Source organism: Hoeflea sp. 108 (genome assembly GCF_000372965.1).
Lineage (GTDB): Bacteria > Pseudomonadota > Alphaproteobacteria > Rhizobiales > Rhizobiaceae > Aminobacter.
On record NZ_KB890024.1, the window covers coordinates 1366218 to 1390977 of the forward strand.

The 24760-nt window shown below is 63.3% G+C and carries 20 protein-coding genes; 14 read left to right on the top strand and 6 right to left on the bottom strand.

What is annotated here, in order from left to right; all coding sequences use genetic code 11:
- Nucleotides 1–48: 48 nt before the first annotated feature.
- On the top strand, nt 49–789 hold the full coding sequence (locus B015_RS0106690; RefSeq protein ID WP_018426901.1) for a polysaccharide deacetylase family protein: 741 nt from the start codon (nt 49–51) through the stop codon (nt 787–789).
- Nucleotides 790–905: 116 nt separating this feature from the next.
- Here B015_RS0106690 and B015_RS32115 read toward each other — a convergent pair whose 3' ends face one another.
- The gene (locus B015_RS32115; protein ID WP_018426902.1) at nt 906–1547 is read right to left on the bottom strand and encodes a hypothetical protein; all 642 of its coding nucleotides are present in this window, start codon (nt 1545–1547) and stop codon (nt 906–908) included.
- Between the two features lie 169 nt (nt 1548–1716).
- Here B015_RS32115 and B015_RS0106700 point away from each other — a divergent pair, with 169 nt between their 5' ends.
- Entirely contained in the window at nt 1717–3351 is a 1635-nt protein-coding gene (locus tag B015_RS0106700) for a long-chain-fatty-acid--CoA ligase (RefSeq protein ID WP_018426903.1), read from the top strand.
- A 137-nt stretch (nt 3352–3488) separates the two neighbouring features.
- The gene (locus B015_RS0106705; protein WP_026226971.1) at nt 3489–4304 is read left to right on the top strand and encodes a DUF1499 domain-containing protein; all 816 of its coding nucleotides are present in this window, start codon (nt 3489–3491) and stop codon (nt 4302–4304) included.
- A gap of 101 nt (nt 4305–4405) precedes the next feature.
- On the opposite strand, the gene B015_RS0106710 is transcribed toward B015_RS0106705, so the two are convergent.
- Nucleotides 4406–5314 (bottom strand): MBL fold metallo-hydrolase, encoded by a 909-nt coding sequence (locus tag B015_RS0106710; protein ID WP_018426905.1) that lies wholly within the window; start codon nt 5312–5314, stop codon nt 4406–4408.
- Between the two features lie 122 nt (nt 5315–5436).
- On the opposite strand from B015_RS0106710, the gene B015_RS0106715 reads away from it, so the two are divergent.
- The 5 genes from B015_RS0106715 to cysQ all read left to right on the top strand — a co-directional run bounded on the left by B015_RS0106715 (nt 5437) and on the right by cysQ (nt 11285).
- On the top strand, nt 5437–6033 hold the full coding sequence (locus B015_RS0106715) for a biotin transporter BioY (RefSeq protein ID WP_018426906.1): 597 nt from the start codon (nt 5437–5439) through the stop codon (nt 6031–6033).
- Nucleotides 6034–6115: 82 nt separating this feature from the next.
- Nucleotides 6116–7123: an NAD-dependent epimerase gene (locus B015_RS0106720; protein ID WP_018426907.1), complete on the top strand. Its 1008-nt coding sequence runs from the start codon at nt 6116–6118 to the stop codon at nt 7121–7123.
- A 514-nt stretch (nt 7124–7637) separates the two neighbouring features.
- The gene (gene cysD, locus B015_RS0106725) at nt 7638–8543 is read left to right on the top strand and encodes a sulfate adenylyltransferase subunit CysD (RefSeq protein ID WP_026226972.1); all 906 of its coding nucleotides are present in this window, start codon (nt 7638–7640) and stop codon (nt 8541–8543) included.
- A gap of 2 nt (nt 8544–8545) precedes the next feature.
- On the top strand, nt 8546–10483 hold the full coding sequence (gene cysN / locus B015_RS0106730) for a sulfate adenylyltransferase subunit CysN (RefSeq protein ID WP_018426909.1): 1938 nt from the start codon (nt 8546–8548) through the stop codon (nt 10481–10483).
- Nucleotides 10434–11285 (top strand): 3'(2'),5'-bisphosphate nucleotidase CysQ, encoded by an 852-nt coding sequence (cysQ, locus tag B015_RS0106735; protein ID WP_018426910.1) that lies wholly within the window; start codon nt 10434–10436, stop codon nt 11283–11285. Before cysN ends, cysQ begins: the two co-directional genes overlap by 50 nt.
- A gap of 89 nt (nt 11286–11374) precedes the next feature.
- Here the strand turns inward: cysQ and B015_RS0106740 are convergent, their stop codons facing one another.
- The 4 genes from B015_RS0106740 to B015_RS0106755 form a co-directional block, all read right to left on the bottom strand.
- Nucleotides 11375–12517 (bottom strand): DegT/DnrJ/EryC1/StrS aminotransferase family protein, encoded by a 1143-nt coding sequence (locus B015_RS0106740; RefSeq protein WP_018426911.1) that lies wholly within the window; start codon nt 12515–12517, stop codon nt 11375–11377.
- Between the two features lie 234 nt (nt 12518–12751).
- On the bottom strand, nt 12752–13675 hold the full coding sequence (locus B015_RS0106745) for a carbohydrate kinase (protein ID WP_018426912.1): 924 nt from the start codon (nt 13673–13675) through the stop codon (nt 12752–12754).
- On the bottom strand, nt 13672–14118 hold the full coding sequence (locus B015_RS0106750) for an RbsD/FucU domain-containing protein (protein ID WP_018426913.1): 447 nt from the start codon (nt 14116–14118) through the stop codon (nt 13672–13674). Before B015_RS0106750 ends, B015_RS0106745 begins: the two co-directional genes overlap by 4 nt.
- A 3-nt stretch (nt 14119–14121) precedes the next feature.
- Entirely contained in the window at nt 14122–15348 is a 1227-nt protein-coding gene (locus tag B015_RS0106755; protein ID WP_026226974.1) for an ROK family transcriptional regulator, read from the bottom strand.
- Between the two features lie 235 nt (nt 15349–15583).
- Here B015_RS0106755 and B015_RS0106760 point away from each other — a divergent pair, with 235 nt between their 5' ends.
- From B015_RS0106760 to glgC, 6 genes are all read left to right on the top strand, one after another.
- The gene (locus tag B015_RS0106760) at nt 15584–16615 is read left to right on the top strand and encodes a sugar ABC transporter substrate-binding protein (protein ID WP_018426915.1); all 1032 of its coding nucleotides are present in this window, start codon (nt 15584–15586) and stop codon (nt 16613–16615) included.
- A 109-nt stretch (nt 16616–16724) separates the two neighbouring features.
- Nucleotides 16725–17807, top strand: a complete 1083-nt coding sequence (locus tag B015_RS0106765) for an ABC transporter permease (RefSeq protein WP_018426916.1) — start codon at nt 16725–16727, stop codon at nt 17805–17807.
- A complete protein-coding gene (locus B015_RS0106770) occupies nt 17807–18589 on the top strand; it encodes an ATP-binding cassette domain-containing protein (RefSeq protein ID WP_026226976.1) in 783 nt (260 codons plus the stop codon). The genes B015_RS0106765 and B015_RS0106770 overlap by 1 nt, the downstream gene beginning before the upstream one ends.
- A gap of 155 nt (nt 18590–18744) precedes the next feature.
- Nucleotides 18745–21213 (top strand): glycogen/starch/alpha-glucan phosphorylase, encoded by a 2469-nt coding sequence (locus tag B015_RS0106775; protein ID WP_018426918.1) that lies wholly within the window; start codon nt 18745–18747, stop codon nt 21211–21213.
- A 52-nt stretch (nt 21214–21265) separates the two neighbouring features.
- Nucleotides 21266–23482, top strand: a complete 2217-nt coding sequence (gene glgB / locus B015_RS0106780; protein WP_018426919.1) for a 1,4-alpha-glucan branching protein GlgB — start codon at nt 21266–21268, stop codon at nt 23480–23482.
- Nucleotides 23483–23496: 14 nt separating this feature from the next.
- On the top strand, nt 23497–24759 hold the full coding sequence (gene glgC / locus B015_RS0106785; RefSeq protein WP_018426920.1) for a glucose-1-phosphate adenylyltransferase: 1263 nt from the start codon (nt 23497–23499) through the stop codon (nt 24757–24759).
- Nucleotide 24760: the final 1 nt, after the last annotated feature.

A 24760-nucleotide genomic window follows, 5' to 3' on the forward strand; every position in this document is an offset into this window, starting at 1 on the left:
TCGAGCGCCAGTGAGCGCCATCTCGGACGACGATGTTTGGAATTTTGCATGCGCATGCCCGGCAGGTTTTTGATTGGTGCGGCTCTGGCCGCACTTCTGGCATCTCAGGCTTCCGCCGCAGCCCTGCTGGAACCGAGACTGCATCTCAAGCCGTCGGGTGAAGCGCGACCGCGGGTGGCGCTGACGCTTGATGCCTGCGGCGGAGCGACCGATGCGCGCATTCTTTCCACGCTCGTCGACAACAAGATCCCCGCGACGATCTTCGTCACCGGCATGTGGCTGAAGCGCAATGCGGCGGCCTTTGCCATCATGAAGGCGCATCCCGAGTTGTTTGAACTCGAAAACCATGGCGCTCGGCACATTCCCGCCGTCGACACCCCGCACAAGATCTATGGGTTGAAGAGCGCCGGCAGCGTCGAGGCGGTGCAGGCCGAAGTCGAGGCCGGTGCGCTGGCGCTGACCGAACGTGGCGGGCCTGCACCGAAATGGTTCCGCGGCGCCACGGCGCAATACAGTCCGACCTCGATCGCGCTGATCCGCCAGATGGGCTTCCGCATCGCCGGCTATTCGGTCAATGGCGACGGCGGCTCGCTGCTCGGCGCACGCGAGACAGAAAGGCGTGTCGCCTCCGCCAAGGACGGTGACGTCATCATCGCCCACATCAACCAGCCGACCCACGCGGCCGGCGGCGGGCTGGTCAAGGGCCTGCTGGCGCTCAAGGCCAAGGGTTATGACTTCGTGCGGCTGGACGATGTCGAGGACGACGGCACCGACGACACGACGAACTGACGCCGTCGTGCCGCCAAGGCAGTTCCACGAAGAGTGCGAAGCGGTTTTCCGTCCCGGAATTGCGTCAGCGTAGAAGTGCGGGCGTTTCGCCGACACAAGGAAGGCGGCGCGCTAAATCAGGCTGCGGCGCGGAAGGCTTCGACCACCCCGACATAGGCTTCGGCGAGCTTGGCCAGCGGGCTCGTGCTGCGGCTGGCCGACTCGACCTTGAGCTTGCCTCCGGTGGCGGGCAGCGAAAGCAGCAGGAACTGGCGCCTCGCGCCGTCGCCGATCGATGCGGCAGCGACATGCTTGTCTTCACCGGCCTCGTCGAGACGCATCTTGAAAAGCAGGATGCCGCCGACAGCTTCCAGCGCGTCGTCGACCATGTGGGCGAATTCCGATTCCGAAACGCAATCTGCGGCAATGGACGGCGCCGGTATGGTCACGGCAGCAACCGCAGGCTCCTCGGTAACCGGGGGCTCTGCGCTTGCTGCGACGGGAGCCTCGACGGCCTCGGAGATCGCATCTTCCAACAGGTCTTCAGCTGAGAGTTCGATCTCGTCGGTGCCTTCCGCGACCGGGCCGGAGTCATCAGCTAGGATGGTTACGTCGCTGCTTGATCCCTCGGCGATGCTGTCGCCAACCAGGACCTTTTCAGCGGCGACCAGATCCTGCTCGATCGATTCTGCAACAGCGCCCGGAACATCCTCCGGCTGCTGCGCCAACGCTTCGTGCTGCGGCAGGCTCTCGTCCTCCGCGCGGGGATGCGTATCCATGAGATCCCTCACAATATCTTATTTGCCCCGCCAGCCATTAATGAAGGTTAACCGGGACCGTGGCCGCAATAAGGCCAGTGCCGCTTTGCCGGCTTCGCCCTGTCTTCGTCGCACTGGACAATCCCGGCATTGGGACCAAAGATGCTCAAGACGATTTGGGAGGATCGACATGCTCGGACTGATGCAGGAATGGCCTCTGCTGTGCCACAAGATCATGGACCATGCCGCCCGACAGCACCCGCACCGCGAGGTCGTGTCGAGGTCGGTCGAGGGACCGATCGTGCGCACGACTTATTCCGAGCTTCGGACGAGGTCGCTGAAGGTCGCCCAGAGGCTCGAACGTGATGGCCACAAGGTCGGTGACCGCATCGCCACGCTGGCCTGGAACACCGCCCGCCACATGGAAGCCTGGTACGGCATCATGGGCATGGGGGCAGTCTACCACACGCTCAACCCGCGCCTTTTCCCCGAACAGCTTGTCTGGATCATGAAGCATGCGCAGGATCAGGCGCTGTTCGTCGATCTCACCTTCATGCCGCTGGTCGAAAAGATCGCGCCGCATATCGCCTCGTTGCGCCAGATCATCGTGCTGTCCGATGCCGCCCATTTGCCACCGACAGCGCTGCCCAATGTCGTGGCCTATGAGGAGTGGCTGGCCGAGGCCGACAGCGACTTTGCCTGGAAGGACCTCGACGAACATGCCGCCGCCGGCATGTGCTACACCTCGGGCACGACGGGCGATCCCAAGGGCGTGGTCTACAGCCACCGCTCCAACATTCTCCATGCGATGATCGCGGTCATGCCGGATGCCATGGGCATCTCGGCACGCGACGTGGTCATGCCGGTGGTGCCGATGTTCCACGCCAATGCCTGGGGGCTCGCGCAGAGCACGCCGATGGTCGGCGCCAAGATGGTCATGCCCGGCGGCAAGATGGACGGCGCCTCGATCTACGAGATGCTCGACACGGAGCGCGTCAGCTTCACGGCGGCGGTGCCGACGATCTGGCTGATGCTGCTGCAGCATCTGGAGGAGACCGGCAAGAAGCTGCCGCATCTCGACAGGGTCGTCATCGGCGGCTCGGCCTGCCCGCGCGCCGTCACCGAGAAATTCGAGCGCAACTACGGGGTCGAGGTGATCCATGCCTGGGGCATGACCGAAATGTCGCCGCTCGGCACCTTGTGCACCATCAAGCCGGAGTATCAGGAACTGGAGGGCAACGATCGCCTGAGCATCCAGCAGAAGCAGGGATACACGCCGTTCGGCGTCGAGATGAAGGTCACCGACGACGACAACAAGGAATTGCCCTGGGACGGCAAGACTTTCGGGCGCCTGAAGGTGAGGGGGCCGGCGGTGTCGGCGTCCTATTTCGGTGGGGCGAGCGCCGAGCAGTTCGACCGTGAGGGCTGGTTCGATACCGGCGACGTCGCCCATATCGACGAACATGGCTATATGCAGATCACCGACCGTTCCAAGGACGTGATCAAGTCGGGCGGCGAGTGGATTTCCTCGATCGAGCTGGAGAACCTGGCTGTCGGCCATCCCGACGTGCAGGAGGCGGCGGTCATCGGCGTGAGGCACTCGCGCTGGGACGAACGGCCGTTGCTGGTGATCGTGCGCAAGCAGGGCAAGGAGCCGGCGAAGACGGACATCCTGGCCTTCCTCGATGGCAAGGTTGCCAAGTGGTGGATGCCCGATGACGTGGCCTTCGTCGATGAGATACCGCACACGGCAACGGGCAAGATACAGAAGATGGAGTTGCGCGAGCGCTTCAGGGATTATCGCCTGCCCACCGATAGCGCCTGACACGTCTCATGTGTGGAAAGGCTGACCTCCCCGCCTTTCCACTTCAACCTCGGGCGGAATCCTTCTAGTTTCCACTGACGGCGCCGCATCGCCTAGGGAGGCGGCGCCCTGACGTCCGTGGGGTGGGTAACGGGTCTATGGTTGAGTATCAGTCGAGATATCTGGAGCCGCGCACCACGCGCGCCGCCGGCCTGTCCAGGGGAATGGCCTCGTTTTCCGCCGTCCTGTTGATCACCGCCGTGCTCGGTCATCGCCGCGGCCTGATCGACACCGTTGCCTTCTTCTGGGTGCTCGGCATCGTCGCTCTGCTTGCCGCTTTTGCGCTGCTTTTGTCAGGCTTTGCGTTTTCGCGCCTGTGGAAGTTCGGCGACCAGGGCGGGCACGACCTGACCATCGGCGCCTTGCTGGCACTTGTCGTGCTCGCGCCCTTTGCGCTGACCGCCTACCAGATCGCCGCCTATCCGATGCTGCGCGACATCTCGTCCGACACCGACGATCCGCCTGCGCTGACGGCGGCCGCCTCGCTGCGCACACCCGACATGAACCGCATCGAGCCGATGACGCTTGGCGAGCGCACACTGCAGGCGCAGGCCTATCCGCTCGTTGCCGGCAGGCGCTACGATCTGTCGCTCGACCGCGTGCTCGACAGCCTTGTGACGGTGCTCAATCGGCAAGGCTGGCAGATCGTCGTGCCGCCGCCGCCGTCGGAGCAGGCAAAGGGCGAGGTCGACATCGAGGCAGTGGCGCGCAGCTTCATCCTGTCGCTGCCGTCGGATATTGCGATCAGGCTCGTCGACGACGGCGATTCCACCTTCGTCGACATGCGCTCTGCCTCGCGCTACGGCCGTCACGACCTCGGCGACAACGCCCAGCGCATCATCGACTTCCTCACTCAACTCGACCAGGAAATCGCAACCCAGGCCGGAACCGCCACGCCGGCACCAGCGCAATAGGGCATTTCCGCTTTCCTCGAAGCGCAAGGTCGCTCTATCTCTTTTTCTTGCGCAATGCCGGACGGAAACCGCGCCGCCCGTTTCTGGAGTTGCTTCAGCGCCTATCTTGCCGGCAGATAGATGCCGGTTAGCGATGGAGCCTCGTCTGACGTTGCCTTGCCGCGCTCGACCAGATCTTCGAGATGGGCGAAGACCGACAGGCCGGCCGCGCCATAAAGGCGTGGGTCGGTGTCGCGGTAGATCGCCTTGACGATGTCGGGAATGGTGCGGTCGCCGGCATTCAATCGCTCGATGATGGCACGCTCGCGCATCTTCCGATGCGCCTTGAGGCCGCGCACGAACTTCTTAGGCGCGGTGACAGGACCGCCATGGCCAGGCAGGTAGATGCGGTCGTTGCGTTCGATCAGCTTGTCGAGCGAGGCCATGTAATCGGACATTGCTCCGTCGGGCGGTGCCACGATCGAGGTCGACCACGCCATCACATGGTCCGCCGAAAACAGGATGCCCGTGCCTTCGAGCGCGAAGGCCGCGTGATTCGCCGCGTGGCCCGGGGTCAGCACGGTGCAGATGCGCCAACCGTCGCCCTCGACCACCTCGCCGTCGCGGACGACGATGTCAGGCATGAAGTCCGTGTCGCTCGAGGCGTCCATTGCCGGAACCTCGCCGAGATGCAGCGGACGCGCCGAGCGGTGTGGGCCCTCGGCGACCGTCCTGGCGCCGGTCAGCGCCTTGAGCCGGGCGGCGAGCGGAGAGTGGTCGCGGTGGGTGTGGCTGACGAAGATGTGGCTGACTGGACGGCCCGCGATTGCCCGGATAAGCGCTTCGAGATGGGTATCGTCGTCGGGGCCTGGGTCGATGACCGCAAGCGTGTCGGTGCCCAGGATATAGCTGTTGGTGCCGTGGAAAGTGAAGGGGCTGGGATTGTTGACGGTCATCCGGGCCACCCCTTTGGCGATGGCGACGGCTTCGCCATAGGCAGGCTCGAAGCGTGTATCGAAATCAAGCGACATGGCCTGCCTATATCTGTGTGTTGCTCAGCCCGACGGCAAATTCGTTTGCCGCTTAGCACGGAAGACAATATAGGGAAAACCACGTCGGGCCTGCCCGCCGCTCTGAACACAAGGGGATTTACATGGCCGTTGCATCCAGCAATTCCACCGCGCTCATCTCTGCCGCGCTGCCCGAAAAGGGTGCGACGCGCCTTGCGACCCAGCTTCTGCTGGCCGTTGCCGGCTCGCTGCTGCTCGTTGCTTCGGCCAAGACCAAGGTCGTGCTCGGCCCGGTCGACATGTCGCTGCAGACGCTTGCCGTTCTCGGCATCGGCGCAGCCTTCGGCCTCCGTCTCGGCGTCGCAACGCTGATGCTTTACATGGCCCAGGGCGCCATGGGCTATCCGGTGTTCCAGAGCACGCCTGAGAAGGGCATTGGCATCGCCTACATGCTCGGCTCGACCGGCGGCTATCTGCTGGGCTTTGTCGCCATGGCCGCAATCGTCGGCTGGGCAGTCGACCGCGGCTGGGGCCGCAGCATCGTCAAGATGCTCGGCGCGATGCTCGTGGCCGAAGTCGTGATGATGGCGCTCGGCTTCTCCTGGCTTTCGCTGCTCATCGGCGCCGAGAAGTCCTGGCAGTTCGGCGTCGTGCCGTTCATCGTGCCGGACCTGATCAAGGTTGCGCTCGCCGCCGCCGCCGTGCCGGCGATCTGGGCGCTGATGCCCAAGAAGGGCTGATCGCTTCAATCGAGCGATGGATTTGCAGACGCTCCGGCCCTAGAAAGGCCGGGGCGTTTTGCATTTGAAGAGCAGTGAATTCATGACCGTTCTCGTCACCGGCACGGCCGGCTTTATCGGCTTCCATGTCGCCCGGCGTCTTTTGGCCGAGGGCTACGAGGTAGTCGGTTTCGACAACGTCACCGACTACTACGACACATCGTTGAAGCGGGCGCGGCTGGAACTGCTGGCCGCCCACAAGGACTTTCGCTTCATCGAAGCCAATCTCGCCGATGCGGATGCCGTGCGTTCGGCCTTTGCCTGCAAACCCGAATTCGTCGTCCATCTCGCCGCGCAGGCCGGCGTGCGCTACTCGCTCGAAAATCCGCAGGCTTATGTCGACGCCAATGTCACCGGCTTCCTGAACATCCTCGAGAACTGCCGGGCGACGGCGCCCACGCATCTGCTCTATGCCTCATCCAGCTCGGTTTATGGCGGCAACAAGAAGCAGCCCTATTCGCCGCGCGACAGCGTCGACCATCCTGTCAGCCTCTATGCCGCCACCAAGAAGGCCAACGAATTGATGGCGCATACCTACAGCCATCTCTTCGGCGTACCGGCGACGGGACTGCGCTTCTTCACCGTCTATGGCCCGTGGGGCCGGCCCGATATGGCCTACTACAAGTTCACCAAGGCGATCTTCGCTGGCGAGGCCATCGACATCTACAACAATGGCGACATGTACCGCGACTTCACCTATGTCGACGACATTGTCGAAGGGATCGTGCGCCTGCTCGGCCGGCCTCCGGTTGCCGACCCCAACTACGATGTTGCTGCAGGCGGCGCGTCGGGCAGCTGGGCGCCACATCGGGTGGTCAATATCGGCAACCGCCGCAAGGAACATCTGATGGAGATGGTCCGCGTCCTCGAACGCGCAACCGGTCGCGAGGCGGTGAAGCGCTTCCTGCCGCTGCAGCCCGGCGACGTGCTCAGCACCTGGGCCGATGTCAGCGACCTTGAAGCACTGATCGGCGAACTGCCGCATACGCCGATCGAGGACGGGTTGCTGCGCTTTGTCGACTGGTACGGGCGTTATCACAAGGTGCAATAGCGCTTTGACGGGTAGAAATACTGGCCGCCGGCGCCCGGCGCTGCCGGCGACATTGCCCGGCGCCGCTCCCGTACGAAGCGAAGGTTGTTACGAACGACGGGGTGCGGGAGTGAGTGACATGCTTCGGCGTCTGCGATGGCATGACGAGGGGCATTCCAGGTTGGTCGTTTGTTCCAGGGCAGGCTGCTTCGATTGGCGTTGGCCAATGATAAGGCTGCCCGGCGAGGCGTGAACAAACACGCGAATCTATCCCTGCTTGCCAGGTGAAAATCGACACCGAGTTGCCGCTGCGGGGCTGGCGCGCCTTAGTCGCCATTCTTGCTGCCTGGCTGAATGTTTGGCCGCGTTTGGAAATGCATTCTCGCCAGCCGCGAGATAGGGGCAAAACAGACTTGCCCCGGCGTCCATTTTGGACTGCCTCGCCTTGAGACAGCAGGGAATTCTGGGAGACTGCGCGCAAGTGGACATGCGGGCGAAATCGTCCCGCGAACAGACCTATTTCGAAGGCTCCTCAATGCTTGCCAGACTGACGCATCTGGACCGTCTCGAAGCCGAGGCGATCCATATTTTCCGCGAGGTCGCGGCCACCTTTTCCAAGCCGGTGATGCTCTATTCCGTTGGCAAAGATTCCTCGGTGCTGCTGCACCTGGCGATGAAGGCCTTCTATCCGGCCAAGCCACCGTTCCCGTTCCTGCATGTCGACACGACCTGGAAGTTCCGCGAGATGATCGAGTTCCGCGACCAGATGGCGCGCGAGCTCGGCTTCGATCTCCTGGTCCACGTCAATCCCGACGGCGTGCGCGACAACATCAACCCGTTCGATCATGGTTCGAACACGCATACGCATGTGATGAAGACGGTCGGGTTGCGTCAGGCGCTCGACAAATATGGCTTCGACGCGGCCTTCGGCGGCGCCCGCCGCGACGAGGAGAAGTCGCGTGCCAAGGAGCGTATCTTCTCCTTCCGCAACGCCCAGCATGCCTGGGACCCGAAGAACCAGCGGCCGGAAATGTGGAAGATCTACAACACCCGCGTTTCACCGGGTGAGTCGATCCGTGTGTTTCCGCTCTCCAATTGGACCGAGCTCGATATCTGGCAGTATATCCTGCAGGAAAACATCCCGATCGTGCCACTCTATTACGCCAAGCAGCGCCCTGTGGTCGAACGCGACGGCATGCTGATCCTGCGCGACGATGACCGCATGAAGCTGCGCCCCGGCGAGGTGGTGGAGAACCGGCTGGTGCGCTTCCGCACGCTTGGCTGCTACCCGCTGACCGGCGCCATCGACTCCGATGCCGACAGCCTCGAAGCCATCGTCAGCGAAATGCTGACCGCCCGCACCTCCGAACGGCAGGGTCGCCTGATCGACCGTGACGAAGCCGGCTCGATGGAAAAGAAGAAGCGCGAAGGGTACTTCTGATCATGCTGCATGCAGTTGCACCCGAGCCGGATGCCGTCGAAAGCGTCCGCGATTACCTCGCCGCCCAGGAGCAGAAGTCGCTGCTGCGCTTCCTCACCTGTGGATCGGTGGACGACGGCAAGTCGACGCTGATCGGCCGCCTCCTGTCCGACACCAAGCAGATATTCGAGGACCAGCTTGCGGCGCTCGAGCGCGATTCGCGCAAGCACGGCACGACCGGCGATGACGTCGATTTCGCGCTGCTGGTGGACGGGCTCGAAGCCGAGCGTGAGCAGGGCATCACCATCGATGTCGCCTATCGCTTCTTTGCCACGCCGAAGCGCAAGTTCATCGTCGCCGATACTCCCGGCCATGAGCAGTACACACGCAACATGGCGACCGGCGCCTCGACCGCCGACCTTGCCATCGTTTTGGTCGACGCCCGCCAGGGCGTGCTGCGCCAGACGCGTCGGCATTCGATCATCGCCTCGCTGCTGGGCATCCGTAACATCGTCGTCGCCATCAACAAGATCGATCTTGTCGGCTTCGACCCGAACGTCTTCCACCGCATCACTGCCGAGTACCAGGCCTTTGCCGCGAGCCTCGGCTTCAAGTCAATCGTACCGATCCCGATGTCGGCGCGTTATGGCGACAACGTCACCCGCCGCTCCGACAAGATGAACTGGTATGCCGGCCCGACGCTGATCGAGCATCTTGAGACTGTCGTGGTCGAGGAAGAGGTGGCCGAGCGGCCGTTCCGTTTCCCGGTACAATACGTCAACCGGCCCAATCTCGACTTCCGTGGCTTTGCCGGAACAATTGCCTCGGGCGCGATTTCGCAGGGCGACGAGATCGTCGTGGCCAAGTCCGGCAAGGCCTCCAAGGTCAGGCGCATAGTTGCCCATGGCGGCGATCTGCCAACCGCAGTCGCCGGCCAGGCGGTCACGCTGGTGCTCGACGACGAGGTCGAGGTGTCGCGCGGCAACGTGCTTGTGACGCCCGACGCCCGCCCGCATGTCGCCGACCAGTTTGCCGCCAATGTCGTCTGGTTCGACGAGGCAGCCATGCTGCCCGGTCGTTCCTACATACTGCGCACCGAGACCGACCAGGCGAGTGCCACGGTCACCGAGCTGCAGTACCGCGTCAACGTCAACGACTTCGCCCATGAGGCGGCCAAGTCGCTGGAGATGAACGAGGTCGGTGTCTGCAACATCTCGACCCAGTCGCCGCTTGCCTTCGACAACTTCGCCGAAGATCGCACCACCGGCGCCTTCATCCTGATCGACCGCATCACCAATGCCACCGTCGGCGCCGGCATGATCCTGAACCCGCTGCGCCGGGCAGGCAACATCCACTGGCAGTCGCTCGACATCACCCGCAAGGCGCGGGCCGACCTCAAGAACCAGCGCCCGTCGGTGCTGTGGTTCACCGGCCTGTCGGGTTCGGGCAAGTCGACGGTCGCCAACCTGCTTGAAAAGAAGCTGCACGCGGCCGGCAAGCACACCTACATCCTCGACGGCGACAATGTCCGCCACGGGCTGAACCGCGACCTCGGCTTCACTGATCAGGACCGGGTGGAAAACATCCGGCGCGTGGCCGAGGTTGCCAGGCTGATGGCCGATGCCGGCCTGATCGTGATCGTCTCGTTCATCTCGCCCTTCAAGGCCGAGCGCCGCATGGCGCGCGAGTTGCTGGGGCAGGGCGAATTTGTCGAGGTGTTCGTCGACACGCCCTTCGAGGAATGCGCCAAGCGCGATCCGAAGGGGCTTTATGCGCGGGCGCTGTCCGGGGCGATCAAGAACTTCACCGGCGTTGATTCACCCTATGAAACACCGGAGAATCCTGAGATTCATTTGCAGACTCTCGGCAAGACGCCCGAAGAGATGGTCGAAATTGTCGAGAACTGGCTGAATGAGCGTGACTTCGCAGAGCACCAATACGACGACGGCGGCGGCATCTGACGAAGCGATCCTGGAATTGTTCGAGCGCCTGGCGATCAACGCCGGGCGCGCGATCATGGAGGTCTACGACTCCCACATCGAGGTGACCGAGAAATCGGATGCGTCGCCGGTCACCCAGGCCGACAAGGCAGCGGAGAAGGTTATTCTCGCGGGCCTGCGCGCGGCGCTGCCCAGCGTCCCTTGCGTCTCGGAGGAGGAGATCGAGGAAGGCATCGTGCCGCCCGATCTCGGAGGCCTGTTCTTGCTCGTCGACCCGCTGGACGGCACCAAGGAGTTCGTCAAGCGCCGGACCGACTTCACAGTCAACATCGCGCTCATCCGCAATGGCGTGCCTGCAATCGGTGTCGTCTACGCACCGTGCAGCGGCCGCTTCTTTGCCGGCCGTCCCGGATGGGCCGAGGCGTTCGAGGTGATCGATGGCGTTCCGACCGGGCGCCACCAGATTCATGTGCGCGAGGGCCGAGAGCCGCTGACCATAGTTGCCAGCCGTTCGCACCTGACGCCGGAAACGGAAGCCTTCATCAAGAGGGTGCATGCCGCCGAGATCGTGTCAGTCGGCTCATCGCTGAAATTCTGCTTGCTGGCGACAGGGGAGGCGGATCTCTATCCGCGCTTCGGCCGTACGATGGAATGGGATACGGCGGCCGGCGATGCCGTGCTGCGCGCGGCCGGCGGCACCACCCACACGCTTGATGGTGCGCCGCTCGTCTATGGCAAGCGCAACCAGGCCGACGATGCGGATTTCGCCAATCCGCATTTCGTTTCGAGCGGCCTGATCGTCGACCCGGCCTTCATCTTCTGAACCAACCAAATGCAACGGCCCGAAAATCGAGATCGATTTTCGGGCCGTTGCATGTTTCATAACCTGGAGCGTCCTGCGTCGCTCGGCGCTTACTCGGCCGCGATCTTGGCCGAGTTCGAGCCGACGTAGTTGCGGATCGTGGTGATGATCCGGTCCTGGTCGGCTTCGCTGAGATAGGGGTGCATCGGCAGGCACAGGATGGTGCCCGGCACTGCTTCCGACACCGGCAGGCCGTTCGGCGTGCGCGGATAGTGGCTGTAGGCGACCTGCGTGTGCAGCGGCTTCACATAATAGATGACCGAGGGAATGCCCTGCTCCTGCAGGTGCTTCTTCAGGCCGTCGCGGTCGGCGGTCTCGATGGCGTACTGCGCCCAGGCCGAACGGCCGCCTGCGGGCGCTTTCGCCGCCTGGACGACATCGCCGAGACCGTCGGCATAACGCTGGGCAACGCGAGCACGCGCCTGCATTTCGTCTTCCAGGATCGCGAGCTTTTCGATCAGGATCGCGGCCTGCAACGTGTCGAGGCGCGAGTTCAGGCCGACATGGATGTTGTCGTACTGGGTCTCGCCCTTGCCATGGAAGGCGAAAGAGCGCAGGCGAGCCGCAAAGGCGTCGTCATTGGTGAACATCGCACCGCCGTCGCCATAGCAGCCGAGCGGCTTGGCCGGATAGAAGCTGGTGGCGCCGACATGACCGAAGGCGCCGCACATCTTGCCGTCCTGCGAGCCGCCGATGGACTGGGCGGCGTCCTCTATGACAAGCAGGTTTTCGCGCTTGGCGATGGCGTCGATGGCCGCGTAATCGGCCGCGGTGCCGAACAGGTCGACCGGAATGATCGCCTTGGGCTTGAGGCGGCCTTCGGCCTTGATCATGGCGATCGCGGCTTCGAGGCTCTCGATGGAGATGTTGTAGGTGTCGGGCTCGATGTCGACGAAGACCGGCTCGGCCTTGGCGAGCGCAACCACTTCGGCGGTGGCAGCAAAAGTGAAGCTCGGCACAAACACCGCGTCGCCAGGACCGATGCCGGAAGCCAGCAGTGGCAGCAGCAGTGCGTCGGTGCCATTGGCGCAGGCCACGACATGCTTGACACCGATATATTTGGCCAGCTGGTTCTCGAATTCGGTGACTTCAGGACCGAGGATGTAGCGGCCGTCGTCGACCACCTTGTCGATGGCCGCTTTCAGACGGTCGCGGATTCTTTCGCGCTGCGCGCCGAGATCGATAAACTGCATTCTCGCCCCAAACCCTTTGATTTTGTTCGGCTGCTGGATAGCAGAGTTGCAGTTGGCGAAAAAGGCGAGCGGCCTGCGGCATGTCAGGCGCGGCTTGCGTTCTTGTTACTTTCGGTTGCGACGATTTCGCGTGGAATTTGGCGGAAAAGCTGGACTTCCAGCGAACCGGCTGATGAGCCGGCTTGCCGAAACGAAACATAAAGTGATCGCGAAAACCGTCGGAAAACGCCTGAATCAGGCCAATTCGCGTCGCCAGGGCGGGTTCGCGCCCGCCCGCGAAACAGTCACCGCGGCAGCCCTCGCCCCGAGCGAAAGTGCGCCGTGGATCGTCTGTTCCGACAGCTCCGAAATGGCAGCCTTGGTCAGCGCCTTCTGGTCGTGCAGCGAGGCGAGCACACCGGCATTGAAGGTGTCGCCGGCGCCGACCGTGTCGACCACGGTCACCTTGTCGGGCGTCACCGAAACCTTGTGGCGGCGGCTGTAGCCGGTTGCGCCCTTGCTGCCGGCGGTGACGATCACCAGCCTCGGGCCGCTGTCCAGCCATCGCGCGGCGACGTCGTCCTGGCTGCCCGTCTCGCCGAACCAGGCGAGGTCCTCGTCGGACAGCTTGACGATATCGGCCATCTTGATCATCCGCTGCATGCGTTCGAGATGGTGCTGCTTGTCCTGGATGAAGCCCGGGCGGATGTTGGGGTCGAGCATGGCGACGCGCTTTCCGTGCTCGCGCCGCATCAGCGCTTCATAGGCCGCGCCGCAAGGCTCGGGGATCAGGCTGATCGCGCCGAACAGCATGGCGTCGATGTCGTCGCCGAGTGCCGGAAGGTCTGCGTCGGTGAGCATCCGTCCCGCGGTGTTCTCGTCATAGAAGGTGTAGGTGGCGTGGCCGTTGTCGAGCCGGACGAAGGCAAGCGTCGTCGGTCGGCCAGAGAGATTGGCGTAGCGCGAGCCGACATTACTTGCAGCCAGCACGTCGCGGATCTGCTGGCCGAAGAGGTCCGATGACAGCCCTGAGAAGAATTCCGTGGGCACGCCGAGGCGGCCAAGCGCGATTGCCGAGTTGAAGATCGCCCCGCCGGCATAGGGCGCGAAGGACGGTTCGCCCGCTGTGCTCTGCCGCGGCAGCATGTCGATGAGCGCTTCGCCGCAGCACAGGATCATGGCTTGTCAGTCCCCATTGGATAGATGACACCCTTGCGGATGATGACGTTGGCGTAGAGCCTCGGCTCGCTGGTGGCAATGATCGTGTGCGCCGCCTTTACACGCTCGTAGAAGGTGTTGCCGGCAAGCGGCACCACGGCGAAGCCGGGCACACGATGCGCACACACGGCTTCGATCTCGCCATGCACCGGATCGGACAGCGTAGGATCGCCCTTCACCGACGAGCGGAAGATCGCCTGGGGCACGAAATCGTCGACCGGCAGCACCTGAAGCACCGCATCGAGCACAGGGATTAGGTCAAGTCCGTCGGCACGGATGACACGGCGGCCATGCTCCAATGCCGGATAGTTGCCGTCGACGATGGCGATCTCGTCGCCATGGCCCATGGCGCGCAGGGTGAACAGCAGTTCGGGACCGAGAACGGACGGGATTCCGATCAGCATTGCTCAAGGTCCCCGGGAAAGAGCGGTCGCGCCGACCAGAAAGCGCTCGGAAAGTGGCAGGCTTGCGCCGCCGAGGGCGCGCGCGTGGATGCCGACGGTCCCCTCGCGCACTGAGGGCAGGCGCAGGCCCTCGACGTCGATCCTGCCGATGGCGGATTGCACCGCTTCGACGAGGCGAGCGCGGACGGTGGTGGGCATCCAGCCGTCGATGACGGCGCTATCGAAATCGATGACGGAGGCGGACGCGACGATGGCGTAGGCGAGCGCATCGCCTGCTCTCGCCAGCCAGTCGTCGAGTGCCGGGCCCAGTTCGCCCCATTCCTCGGGCGATGACCACAGGTGCGAGGCATCCGTGCCCTGATCGTTCAGCGCCTTTTCGAGCATGGCGATGGAGGCGACATCGATAAGCTGTGTCGGTCTGCCGCCGGGGCCGGGCACGGGCATGGAGCCCAGCGCACCGGCATTGCCCGACGGGCCGCTGTACAGCCTGCCGTTGAGCACCACGCCGCCGCCGGCGAAGGCGCCGATGTAGAAATAGACGAAGTCGCGCAGAGTGCCGATGTCGCCGAACACAAGCTCCGCGCCACAGGCCGAGGTGGCGTCGTTCTGAAGGTAGACAGGGAAGGGGACCAGTGCCTGCAGGTCGGTGCGCATGTCCAGGTTGCGCCACTCCTCCATCACTTCGCGCGGCGCGCCCGCCGTGTCGACCCAGTTCCACAGTTCGAACGGCATGGCCACGCCGAGGCCGGCGATGCGCTTGTCCTGCTCGCGCGTCAGGCTGGCCCGCATCTGGGCGATGCCCGAGCGGACGAACTCGATCGTGTCGCGCGGGGCAGGGTAGCGATAGGAGCTCTGCAGCATCGCCCTGATGTTGCCGAGGAAGTCGATGAGCACGAGTTCGGCGCTGCGGCGGCCGATCTTGAGGCCGATGAAGAAGGCACCTTCGGGGTTGAGCGCCATCGGAATGGAAGGCTGACCGATCTTGCCGCGGATCGGTTCCTGGCGCAGCAGCAGCCCTTCGACTTCCAGCTCGCGCATGATGACGGAGACGGTCTGCGCCGACAGGCCGGTCATGCGCGCAATGTCGGATTTGGCCAGCGCGCCGCTCTGCCGGACAAGTGACAGCACCAGCCGCTCGTTGTGGTCGCGCATGCCGCTCTGGTTGGTGCCGCGCAAATGCTGGCCCTCCATCGCCTCCGGCGAACCGTACTTAATGCTCCCGGCCTCCACCGGCTTCCTCCGTCATTCCCGCGGTTCTGCCTCAAAAATCCGCAGTGTTCTTTTGGGGCAGAATGCGGCTGGCATGCAATCCTGTCAATAATAAATAAGAGTGATTTAATTATTGACTCACTCGTTCGATTGGTGTTTCGTTGGTGCCGGATACTCGACTGGGAAGAGTGCATGAGTGTCCTGGGCGGTGCCCCGATGATGGGGCCGCATGGTTTGTTTTTGGGAGGAGTACCCGATGAAATTTTCAGTTCTGAAGACGACTGTCTTTGGTGCGGCGGTTGCCGCGCTCGCAGGCATTGCTGCACCTGCATCGGCTGCCGATGTCGGCGCGTGCCTGATCACGAAGACCGATACCAATCCCTTCTTCGTCAAGATGAAGGAAGGTGCGACCGCCAAGGCCAAGGAGATCGGCGTCAATCTCAAGACCTACGCCGGCAAGATCGACGGCGACAGCGAGAGCCAGGTCGCGGCCATCGAGACCTGCATTGCCGACGGCGCCAAGGGCATCCTGATCACTGCTTCCGACACCAAGGGCATCGTGCCTGCGGTCAAGAAGGCGCGCGACGCCGGCATCCTGGTCATTGCACTCGACACTCCGCTTGAGCCGGCTGACTCGGCCGACGCCACCTTCGCCACCGACAACCTGCTAGCCGGCAAGCTGATCGGCCAGTGGGCGGCCGCAACCCTCGGCGACAAGGTCAAGGACGCCAAGGTTGCCTTCCTCGATCTGACGCCGTCGCAGCCGACGGTCGACGTGCTGCGCGACCAGGGCTTCATGATGGGCTTCGGTATCGACGTGAAGGACCCCAACAAGATCGGCGACGAGGACGATCCGCGCATCGTCGGTCACGACGTCACCAACGGCAACGAAGAGGGCGGCCGCAAGGCCATGGAAAACCTTCTCCAGAAGGACCCTTCCATCAACGTCGTCCACACCATCAACGAGCCTGCCGCTGCCGGCGCCTATGAGGCGCTGAAGGCTGTCGGTATGGAAAAGAACGTGCTGATCGTCTCCGTCGACGGCGGCTGCCCAGGCGTCAAGAACGTCGAGGCCGGCGTCATCGGTGCCACCTCGCAGCAATATCCGCTGCTGATGGCATCGCTCGGCATCGAGGCGATCAAGAAGTTCGCCGACAGCGGCGAGAAGCCCAAGCCGACCGAAGGCAAGAGCTTCTTCGACACCGGCGTGGCGCTGGTGACCGACAAGCCCGCCAAGGGTGTCGAGTCGATCGACGTAAAGACCGGCCTGTCCAAGTGCTGGGGTTGATCTGATCGCCTGACGGCGTGACACTCTCTTGCAGACGGAGGGCGGCCAGTCCCCTTGGTCGCCCTTCCTGCAAGAGGGATGCAAAGTCCCTCAACGGGAGGAATTCGATATGTCTGACGCTTCGGCAGATGCCAGGCGGCCGCAAGAGTTCGAGAAGGTTCTCTCGGGCAGCGACACGTCGGTGGCAAGTTTCGACACCCATACCCGCTCGACGGTCGAGAAGATCCAGCACTTCCTGCACTCGAACCCGGCTGCCGTGCCGCTGATCGTGCTTGTTGCCTCGCTGGCGGCTTTCGGCCTCATCATCGGCACAAAATTCTTCTCCGCCTTCTCGATGACGCTGATCCTCCAGCAGGTGGCTATCACGGGCGTCATCGGTGCGGCGCAGACGCTTGTCATCCTGACGGCCGGCATCGATCTGTCGGTCGGCGCGATCATGGTGCTGTCGTCGGTGGTGATGGGCCAGTTCACCTTCCGCTACGGTCTGCCGCCGTCACTCGCCATCCTCTGCGGTTTCGGCGTCGGTGCCTTGTGCGGCTGGATCAACGGCGCGCTCGTCGCCTACATGAGGCTGCCGCCGTTCATCGTCACCCTCGGCATGTGGCAGATCGTGCTGGCCTCGAACTTCCTCTACTCGGCCAACGAGACGATCCGCTCGCAGGACATAGAGGCGCAGGCGCCGATCCTCCAGTTCTTCGCTCACAATTTCAGGGTGGGCAATGCCGTCTTCACCTATGGCGTGGTCGCCATGGTGCTGCTGGTGGCCGTGCTCTGGTATGTGCTCAACCACACCGCCTGGGGTCGGCACGTTTATGCCATCGGCGACGACCCTGAAGCAGCACAGTTGTCCGGCGTGCGCGTCAAGAAAGTGCTGATCTCGGTCTATGTGATTTCGGGTCTGATCTGCGCGCTTGGTGGCTGGGTTCTCATCGGCCGCATCGGTTCGGTTTCGCCGACCGCCGGCCAGTTCGCCAACATCGAATCCATCACCGCCGTGGTGATCGGCGGTATCTCGCTCTTCGGCGGACGCGGGTCGATCCTGGGCATGCTGTTCGGCGCGCTCATCGTCGGCGTCTTCCAGCTCGGACTGCGCCTGATCGGCACCGATCCGCAATGGACCTACCTGTTGATCGGCGTGCTCATCATCGCAGCCGTTGCCGTCGACCAGTGGATCAGAAAGGTTGCAGGCTGATGTCTACCGAACCTCTTCTCACCGCCCGCGGGTTGGTCAAGCGTTATGGTCGCGTGACCGCCCTCGATCAGGCCGATTTCGACCTCTATCCCGGCGAAATACTCGCTGTGATCGGCGACAACGGCGCTGGCAAGTCGTCGCTCATCAAGGCGATCTCCGGCGCCATCACGCCCGACGAAGGCGAGATCCGCCTCGAAGGCAAGGTGGTCAACTTCAAGGCGCCGATGGAGGCGCGCGACGCCGGCATCGAGACGGTCTATCAGAACCTCGCTCTGTCGCCGGCGCTGTCGATCGCCGACAACATGTTCCTCGGTCGCGAAATCCGTAAGCCAGGTATCCTGGGCAATTGGTTTCGCATGCTCGATCGCTCGGCGATGGAAAAGCGGGCGCGCGACAAGCTGACCGAGCTCGGCCTGATGACCATCCAGAACATCGGCCAAGCCGTCGAGACGTTGTCGGGCGGCCAGCGCCAGGGCGTCGCCGTGGCGCGTGCCGCTGCCTTCGGCTCGAAGGTCGTCATCATGGATGAGCCGACAGCGGCCCTCGGCGTCAAGGAAAGCCGCCGGGTTTTGGAACTCATCCTCGACGTCAAGCGCCGTGGTCTGCCGATCGTGCTGATCTCGCACAACATGCCGCATGTCTTCGAGGTGGCGGATCGCATCCATATCCACCGGCTCGGGCGGCGTCTCACCGTCATCGATCCCAAGGAGTACACGATGTCGGATGCAGTCGCCTTCATGACCGGCGCCAAGAAGCCGCCGGAGGCCGCGCTCGCTGCCTGACCACAACCTGAAATCTCCGCGTCGCGGGATTGACGCGGAGATTTAAATCGATTGGAATTGTATTCGTTGCATCTAAGATGAGATCGGGAGGATAGGTGTCGGCGAGGGAGGTAAGTGACAAGGTTGCCCAACTGGCTAACTACGCGAGAGGCAAGATGACCCGCGCAGAGACCCCTGAAATCACCCGGTTACCGCTGGGAAACACCAGTCCCGAGGCGCTCGCCGCCGAAATCCTCCAGGCTCTCAAATACCGGCTCGGCAAGGACGCCACGGTTGCCACTGACCACGACTGGCTGACCGCCTCGATCAAGGTCGTCCGCGACCGCATCGTCGACCAATGGATTTCCTCGACCAAGGAATCCTACGAAAAGAGCGCCAAGCGGGTTTATTACCTGTCGCTTGAGTTCCTGATCGGCCGCCTGATGCGGGACGCGTTCTCGAATCTCGGCCTGATGGAGGCGATGCGCGAAGCGTTGGCCTCGCTCGGCGTCGAATTCGACGTCATCGCCAAGCTCGAGCCCGATGCCGCACTCGGCAACGGCGGCCTCGGCCGGCTCGCCGCCTGCTTTATGGAGAGCATGGCGACCGTCGATGTTCCTGCCCATGGCTACGGCATCCGCTATGCCAACGGCATGTTCCGTCAGGAAATCCATGGCGGCTGGCAGGTCGAGCTGCCGGAGACCTGGCTGGAACACGGCAACCCCTGGGAGTTCGAGCGCCGCGAGCGCGCATTCGAGGTCGGCTTCGGCGGTTCGGTGGAATCGATCACATCAAAGGACGGCCGGCTCGAGCGCCATGTCTGGAAGCCGATCGAACATATGCTGGCGGTTGCCTATGACACACCTGTCGTCGGCTGGCGCGGCGCGCGGGTGAACACGCTGCGCCTGTGGTCGGGCATGCCGGTCGATCCCATCCTGCTCGACAAGTTCAACGCCGGTGATCACATCGGTGCACTCGCCGAGAGCAACAAGGCTGACGCCCTGTCTCGCGTTCTCTATCCGGCGGATGCGACGCCGGCGGGCCAGGAGCTCAGGCTCCGACAGGAGTATTTCTTCTCGACCGCTTCGCTGCAGGACATCCTCCAGCGCCATCTCAGCCAGTATGGCGATCTGCTGTCGCTGCCGGAAAAGGCGGCGATCCATCTGAACGACACCCATCCCGCGGTCGCCGTTCCCGAGCTGATGCGCTTGCTGATGGACGTCCACGGCCTCGACTTCGACACGGCATGGGGCCTGACCAAGCGTACCTTCGCCTACACCAACCACACGCTGCTGCCCGAGGCGCTGGAAAGCTGGCCGGTGCCGCTGTTCGAGCGCCTGCTGCCGCGCCATATGCAGATCGTCTATGCGATCAACGCCGAGGTGCTGCTCGAAGCGCGGGCGACGGGCAAGTTCGACGACGGCCAGATCATCCGCATCTCGCTGATCCAGGAGGATGGCGGCCGGCGCGTGCGCATGGGCAACCTGGCCTTTGTCGGCTCGCACAGCGTCAATGGCGTGTCAGCGCTGCACACCGAACTGATGAAGGAGACGGTGTTCGCCGACCTGCATCGGCTCTATCCCGACCGCATCAACAACAAGACCAACGGCATCACGCCGCGCCGCTGGCTGATCCAGTGCAATCCCGGCCTGACCGGATTGGCGCGCGAGGCGATCGGCGACCGTTTCCTCGACGATATCGATGCGATCCGCGATCTCGATCCGCTTGCGGGCGACGCTGCCTTCCGCGAGAGGTTCGCGGCGGTGAAGCGGGCCAACAAGGAGCGCCTGTCGAACCTTGTTGCCGAACGGCTGGGCATCAGGGTCGATCCGTCGGCGCTATTCGACATCCAGATCAAGCGCATTCACGAGTACAAGCGCCAGTTGCTCAACATCATCGAGGCGGTGGCGCTCTACGATCAGATCCGCTCGCATCCAGAGCGCGACTGGATCCCGCGCGTCAAGTTCTTCGGCGGCAAGGCGGCACCCAGCTACCACAACGCCAAGCTGATCATCAAATTGGCCAATGACGTGGCCAAGGTCATCAATTACGACCCCTCGGTGCGCGGCTTGCTGAAGGTCGTGTTCGTGCCGAACTACAATGTCAGCGCGGCCGAAATCCTGATGCCGGCGGCCGACCTGTCGGAGCAGATATCGACGGCTGGCATGGAGGCGTCGGGCACCGGCAACATGAAGTTCGCGCTCAATGGGGCGCTGACCATCGGCACGCTCGATGGTGCCAATGTCGAGATCAAGGAGCATGTCGGCGACGACAACATCTTCATCTTCGGCCTGACCGCTGAGGAAGTCGCCGAGCGTCGCAGCAACGGCTACCAGCCGGGCGCCGTGATCGATGCGTCGCCGGAGCTCAAGCAGGCGGTGGCGGCGATTTCGTCAGGCGTGTTCTCGCCTGACGATCCGAGCCGCTATCGCGATCTCATGGACGGCCTCTACCAGCACGACTGGTTCATGGTCGCTGCCGATTTCGACGCCTATGCGGCGATGCAGAGGCAGGTCGACACGGTCTGGCGCGACAGTCCCGACTGGTACGCCCGCGCCATCCGCAACGTCGCCCGCGTCGGCTGGTTCTCCTCGGACCGGACCATTCGTCAATATGCGAAAGAAATCTGGAACGTACCCGCCTGATGTGATTGCATGACCTAACCTCGCGACGATCCTTGGGAGGGGACGCCTCAACATGAACAAGCCGCGCGCGGCCGCCGAGACCAAGCCGGAGTTCGCAAGAGCTTCAAAGGGCGATATCGAGGCGATCGTCAACGGCACTCATGGCGATCCTTTCGCGGTGCTCGGGCTTCAGGAGGCAGGCAAGGCCTTCATTGCGCGTTGCTTCATCCCGCATGCGGAGACGGTCACTGCGCATACACTGCAAGGCAAGGCATGCGGTGAGCTGGAGCGCGTCAGTGACGACGGCTTCTTCGAAGGCAAGCTTTCGATCCGCAAGCGCCAGCCGCTCAAATATCATGCCCGCAATGCCGGCGGCGACTGGTGGGTCACTGACGCCTACAGCTTCGGCCCGGTGCTTGGACCGATGGACGACTACTTCATCTCCGAAGGGTCGCACCGGCGGCTGTTCGACAAGCTTGGCGCCCATCTGATTTCGCATGAGGGCGCAAGCGGCACCCATTTCGCCGTCTGGGCGCCAAATGCGCATCGCGTGTCGGTGGTCGGCGATTTCAACGAATGGGACGGCCGTCGCCATCCGATGCGCAATCGCCAGGACACCGGTATCTGGGAGATATTCATTCCCGATATCGGCCCGGGCAGGCCCTACAAATTCGAGATCATCGGCGCGCGCGGTGTGCGCCTGCCGCTCAAGGCCGACCCGTTCGCCTTCCGCTCGGAACTGCGGCCTGCGACCGCTTCGGTGACCGCAGCGCCCCTGGATCACCAATGGGGCGACGACAAGCACCGCGCCTATTGGCGCAGCACCGACCAGCGCCGCGAGCCGATCAGCATCTATGAGGTTCATGCCGGCTCGTGGCAGCGCGGCGACGATGGCTCGTTCCTGTCATGGGACGAGATGGCCGACAGGCTTATCCCTTATGTGATCGAGACCGGCTTTACCCATATCGAGTTTCTACCGATTTCGGAGCATCCCTACGATCCGTCCTGGGGTTACCAGACGACGGGGCTCTACGCGCCCAGCGCCCGTTTCGGTGACCCCGACGGTTTCGCCCGTTTCGTCGACGGCGCCCATCGCGCCGGGGTCGGCGTCATCCTCGACTGGGTGCCGGCGCATTTCCCTGTCGACGAGCATGGCCTGGCGCATTTCGACGGGACGGCACTTTACGAGCACGCCGACCCGCGGCAGGGCTTCCATCCCGACTGGAACACGGCGATCTACAATTTCGGCCGTCGCGAAGTGGTCTCGTTCCTCGTCAACAACGCGCTCTACTGGGCCGAAAAATACCATGTCGACGGCCTGCGCGTGGATGCGGTGGCTTCGATGCTGTACCTCGACTACTCGCGCAAGGAAGGCGAGTGGATCCCCAACGAATTCGGCGGCCGCGAGAACTTGGAGGCGGTGCGCTTCCTGCAGAAGATGAATGCAGCTGTATATGGCGCCCACCCCGGCGTGATGACGATCGCCGAGGAATCGACCTCCTGGCCGAAGGTGTCGCAGCCGGTGCATGAGGGCGGACTGGGCTTCGGCTTCAAGTGGAACATGGGCTTCATGCACGACACGCTGGAGTACCTGTCGAAGGAGCCGGTCCACCGCAAGCACCACCACAACGAGATCACCTTCGGTCTGCTCTACGCCTTCAGCGAGAATTTCGTGCTGCCGCTGTCCCATGACGAGGTGGTCCACGGCAAGGGCACGCTGCTCAACAAGATGGCTGGCGACGACTGGCAGAAATTTGCGACCCTTCGCGCCTACTACGCCTTCATGTGGGGCTATCCCGGCAAGAAGCTGCTGTTCATGGGGCAGGAGTTTGCTCAGCGCTCGGAATGGAGCGAGGAGAGGGCGCTTGACTGGAACCTGCTCGACTTCGCCCCGCATCGTGGCGTCCGGCAGCTGGTGCGCGACCTCAACTATCTCTACCGCTCGCGGCCGGCGCTCCATGCCCGCGACTGCGAGCCAGAGGGGTTCGAGTGGCTGATCGTCGACGACGCCAAGAATTCGGTCTTTGCCTGGCTGCGCAAGGCGCCCGGCGGCGCGCCGATCGCCGTGATCTCCAATTTCACGCCGGTGCCGCGTGACAATTATCGCGTGCCGCTGCCCCAGGCCGGCAAGTGGCGGGAAATCTTCAATTCGGACGCGCTCGTTTATGGCGGGTCCGGCAAGGGCAACAGCGGCATGGTCACGGCCAGCCAGGCGGATGGAGGAGGGGCGGCCGCGACGCTGCTTCTGCCGCCGCTGGCGACGGTCATGCTGGAATTTGTGGCGGACTGAGCAGGGAGGATGCCATGGAACTGAAGAGAAACCAGCCACTGGCCCGCGATGCCATGGCCTATGTGCTGGCCGGTGGCCGTGGCAGTCGGCTGAAGGAGCTCACCGACCGGCGCGCCAAGCCCGCGGTCTATTTCGGCGGCAAGACGCGCATCATCGACTTCGCCCTGTCCAACGCGCTGAATTCCGGCATCCGCCGCCTCGGCGTCGCCACCCAGTACAAGGCGCATTCGCTGATCCGCCATCTGCAGCGCGGCTGGAACTTCCTAAGGCCGGAACGAAACGAAAGCTTCGACATCCTGCCTGCCAGCCAGCGTGTTTCGGAAACGCAATGGTACGAAGGCACCGCCGACGCGGTGTACCAGAACATCGACATCATCGAGGCCTACGGCCCCGAATACATGGTCATCCTCGCCGGCGACCACATCTACAAGATGGATTATGAGCTGATGCTGCGCCAGCACGTCGATGCCGGCGCCGACGTCACCGTTGGCTGCCTGGAAGTGCCGCGCATGGAGGCGACCGGTTTCGGCGTCATGCATGTCGACAAGAAGGACAACATCATTTCCTTCATCGAGAAGCCGGCCGATCCGCCCGGCATTCCCGACAATCCCGAATTGGCGTTGGCCTCGATGGGCATCTACGTCTTCAAGACCAAGTTCCTGATGGAGCAGTTGCGCCGCGACGCCGCCGAGCCGGACTCGAGCCGCGACTTCGGCAAGGATATCATCCCTTACATCGTCCAGCACGGTAAGGCAGTGGCGCACCGCTTTACCAAGTCCTGCGTGCGCTCGACGGCGGAGGCTGCACCGTACTGGCGCGACGTCGGAACAGTCGACGCCTATTGGGAAGCCAATATCGACCTGACCGATGTTACGCCGGAACTTGATCTTTATGATCGCGACTGGCCGATCTGGACCTATGCGGAACTGACGCCGCCGGCCAAGTTCGTCCACGATGAGGACGGCCGGCGCGGACAGGCGATTTCTTCGCTTGTCTCCGGCGACTGCATTGTGTCAGGCGCATCGCTGAAGCGCAGCCTGATCTTCACAGGTGCGCGCATCAATTCCTTCGCCTCGCTCGAGGACGTGGTGATGCTGCCGGCCTGTCATGTCGGCCGCAATGCCCATCTTAAAAGAGTTGTCATCGATCACGGCGTACACATCCCCGAAGGGCTGGTCGTCGGCGAGGACCCGGTGCTGGATGCCAAGCGCTTCCGGGTCTCCGAAAAGGGCATCTGCCTGATCACCCAGGACATGATCAACAGGCTGGAGCTTTAGC

Bases quoted from the DNA above. Each gene is read 5' to 3' on its own strand.
- glgC (WP_018426920.1), top strand. From the start codon at position 23,497: ATGGAACTGAAGAGAAACCAGCCACTGGCCCGCGATGCCATGGCCTAT.
- B015_RS0106710 (WP_018426905.1), bottom strand. From the start codon at position 5,314: ATGTCGCTTGATTTCGATACACGCTTCGAGCCTGCCTATGGCGAAGCC.
- cysN (WP_018426909.1), top strand. From the start codon at position 8,546: ATGCTGCATGCAGTTGCACCCGAGCCGGATGCCGTCGAAAGCGTCCGC.
- B015_RS0106760 (WP_018426915.1), top strand. From the start codon at position 15,584: ATGAAATTTTCAGTTCTGAAGACGACTGTCTTTGGTGCGGCGGTTGCC.
- B015_RS0106700 (WP_018426903.1), top strand. From the start codon at position 1,717: ATGCTCGGACTGATGCAGGAATGGCCTCTGCTGTGCCACAAGATCATG.
- B015_RS0106690 (WP_018426901.1), top strand. From the start codon at position 49: ATGCGCATGCCCGGCAGGTTTTTGATTGGTGCGGCTCTGGCCGCACTT.
- B015_RS0106720 (WP_018426907.1), top strand. From the start codon at position 6,116: ATGACCGTTCTCGTCACCGGCACGGCCGGCTTTATCGGCTTCCATGTC.
- B015_RS0106715 (WP_018426906.1), top strand. From the start codon at position 5,437: ATGGCCGTTGCATCCAGCAATTCCACCGCGCTCATCTCTGCCGCGCTG.
- B015_RS0106745 (WP_018426912.1), bottom strand. From the start codon at position 13,675: ATGATCCTGTGCTGCGGCGAAGCGCTCATCGACATGCTGCCGCGGCAG.
- cysD (WP_026226972.1), top strand. From the start codon at position 7,638: ATGCTTGCCAGACTGACGCATCTGGACCGTCTCGAAGCCGAGGCGATC.
- B015_RS0106770 (WP_026226976.1), top strand. From the start codon at position 17,807: ATGTCTACCGAACCTCTTCTCACCGCCCGCGGGTTGGTCAAGCGTTAT.
- B015_RS0106750 (WP_018426913.1), bottom strand. From the start codon at position 14,118: ATGCTGATCGGAATCCCGTCCGTTCTCGGTCCCGAACTGCTGTTCACC.
- B015_RS32115 (WP_018426902.1), bottom strand. From the start codon at position 1,547: ATGGATACGCATCCCCGCGCGGAGGACGAGAGCCTGCCGCAGCACGAA.
- glgB (WP_018426919.1), top strand. From the start codon at position 21,266: ATGAACAAGCCGCGCGCGGCCGCCGAGACCAAGCCGGAGTTCGCAAGA.
- B015_RS0106740 (WP_018426911.1), bottom strand. From the start codon at position 12,517: ATGCAGTTTATCGATCTCGGCGCGCAGCGCGAAAGAATCCGCGACCGT.
- cysQ (WP_018426910.1), top strand. From the start codon at position 10,434: ATGAGCGTGACTTCGCAGAGCACCAATACGACGACGGCGGCGGCATCT.
- B015_RS0106765 (WP_018426916.1), top strand. From the start codon at position 16,725: ATGTCTGACGCTTCGGCAGATGCCAGGCGGCCGCAAGAGTTCGAGAAG.
- B015_RS0106705 (WP_026226971.1), top strand. From the start codon at position 3,489: ATGGTTGAGTATCAGTCGAGATATCTGGAGCCGCGCACCACGCGCGCC.
- B015_RS0106775 (WP_018426918.1), top strand. From the start codon at position 18,745: ATGACCCGCGCAGAGACCCCTGAAATCACCCGGTTACCGCTGGGAAAC.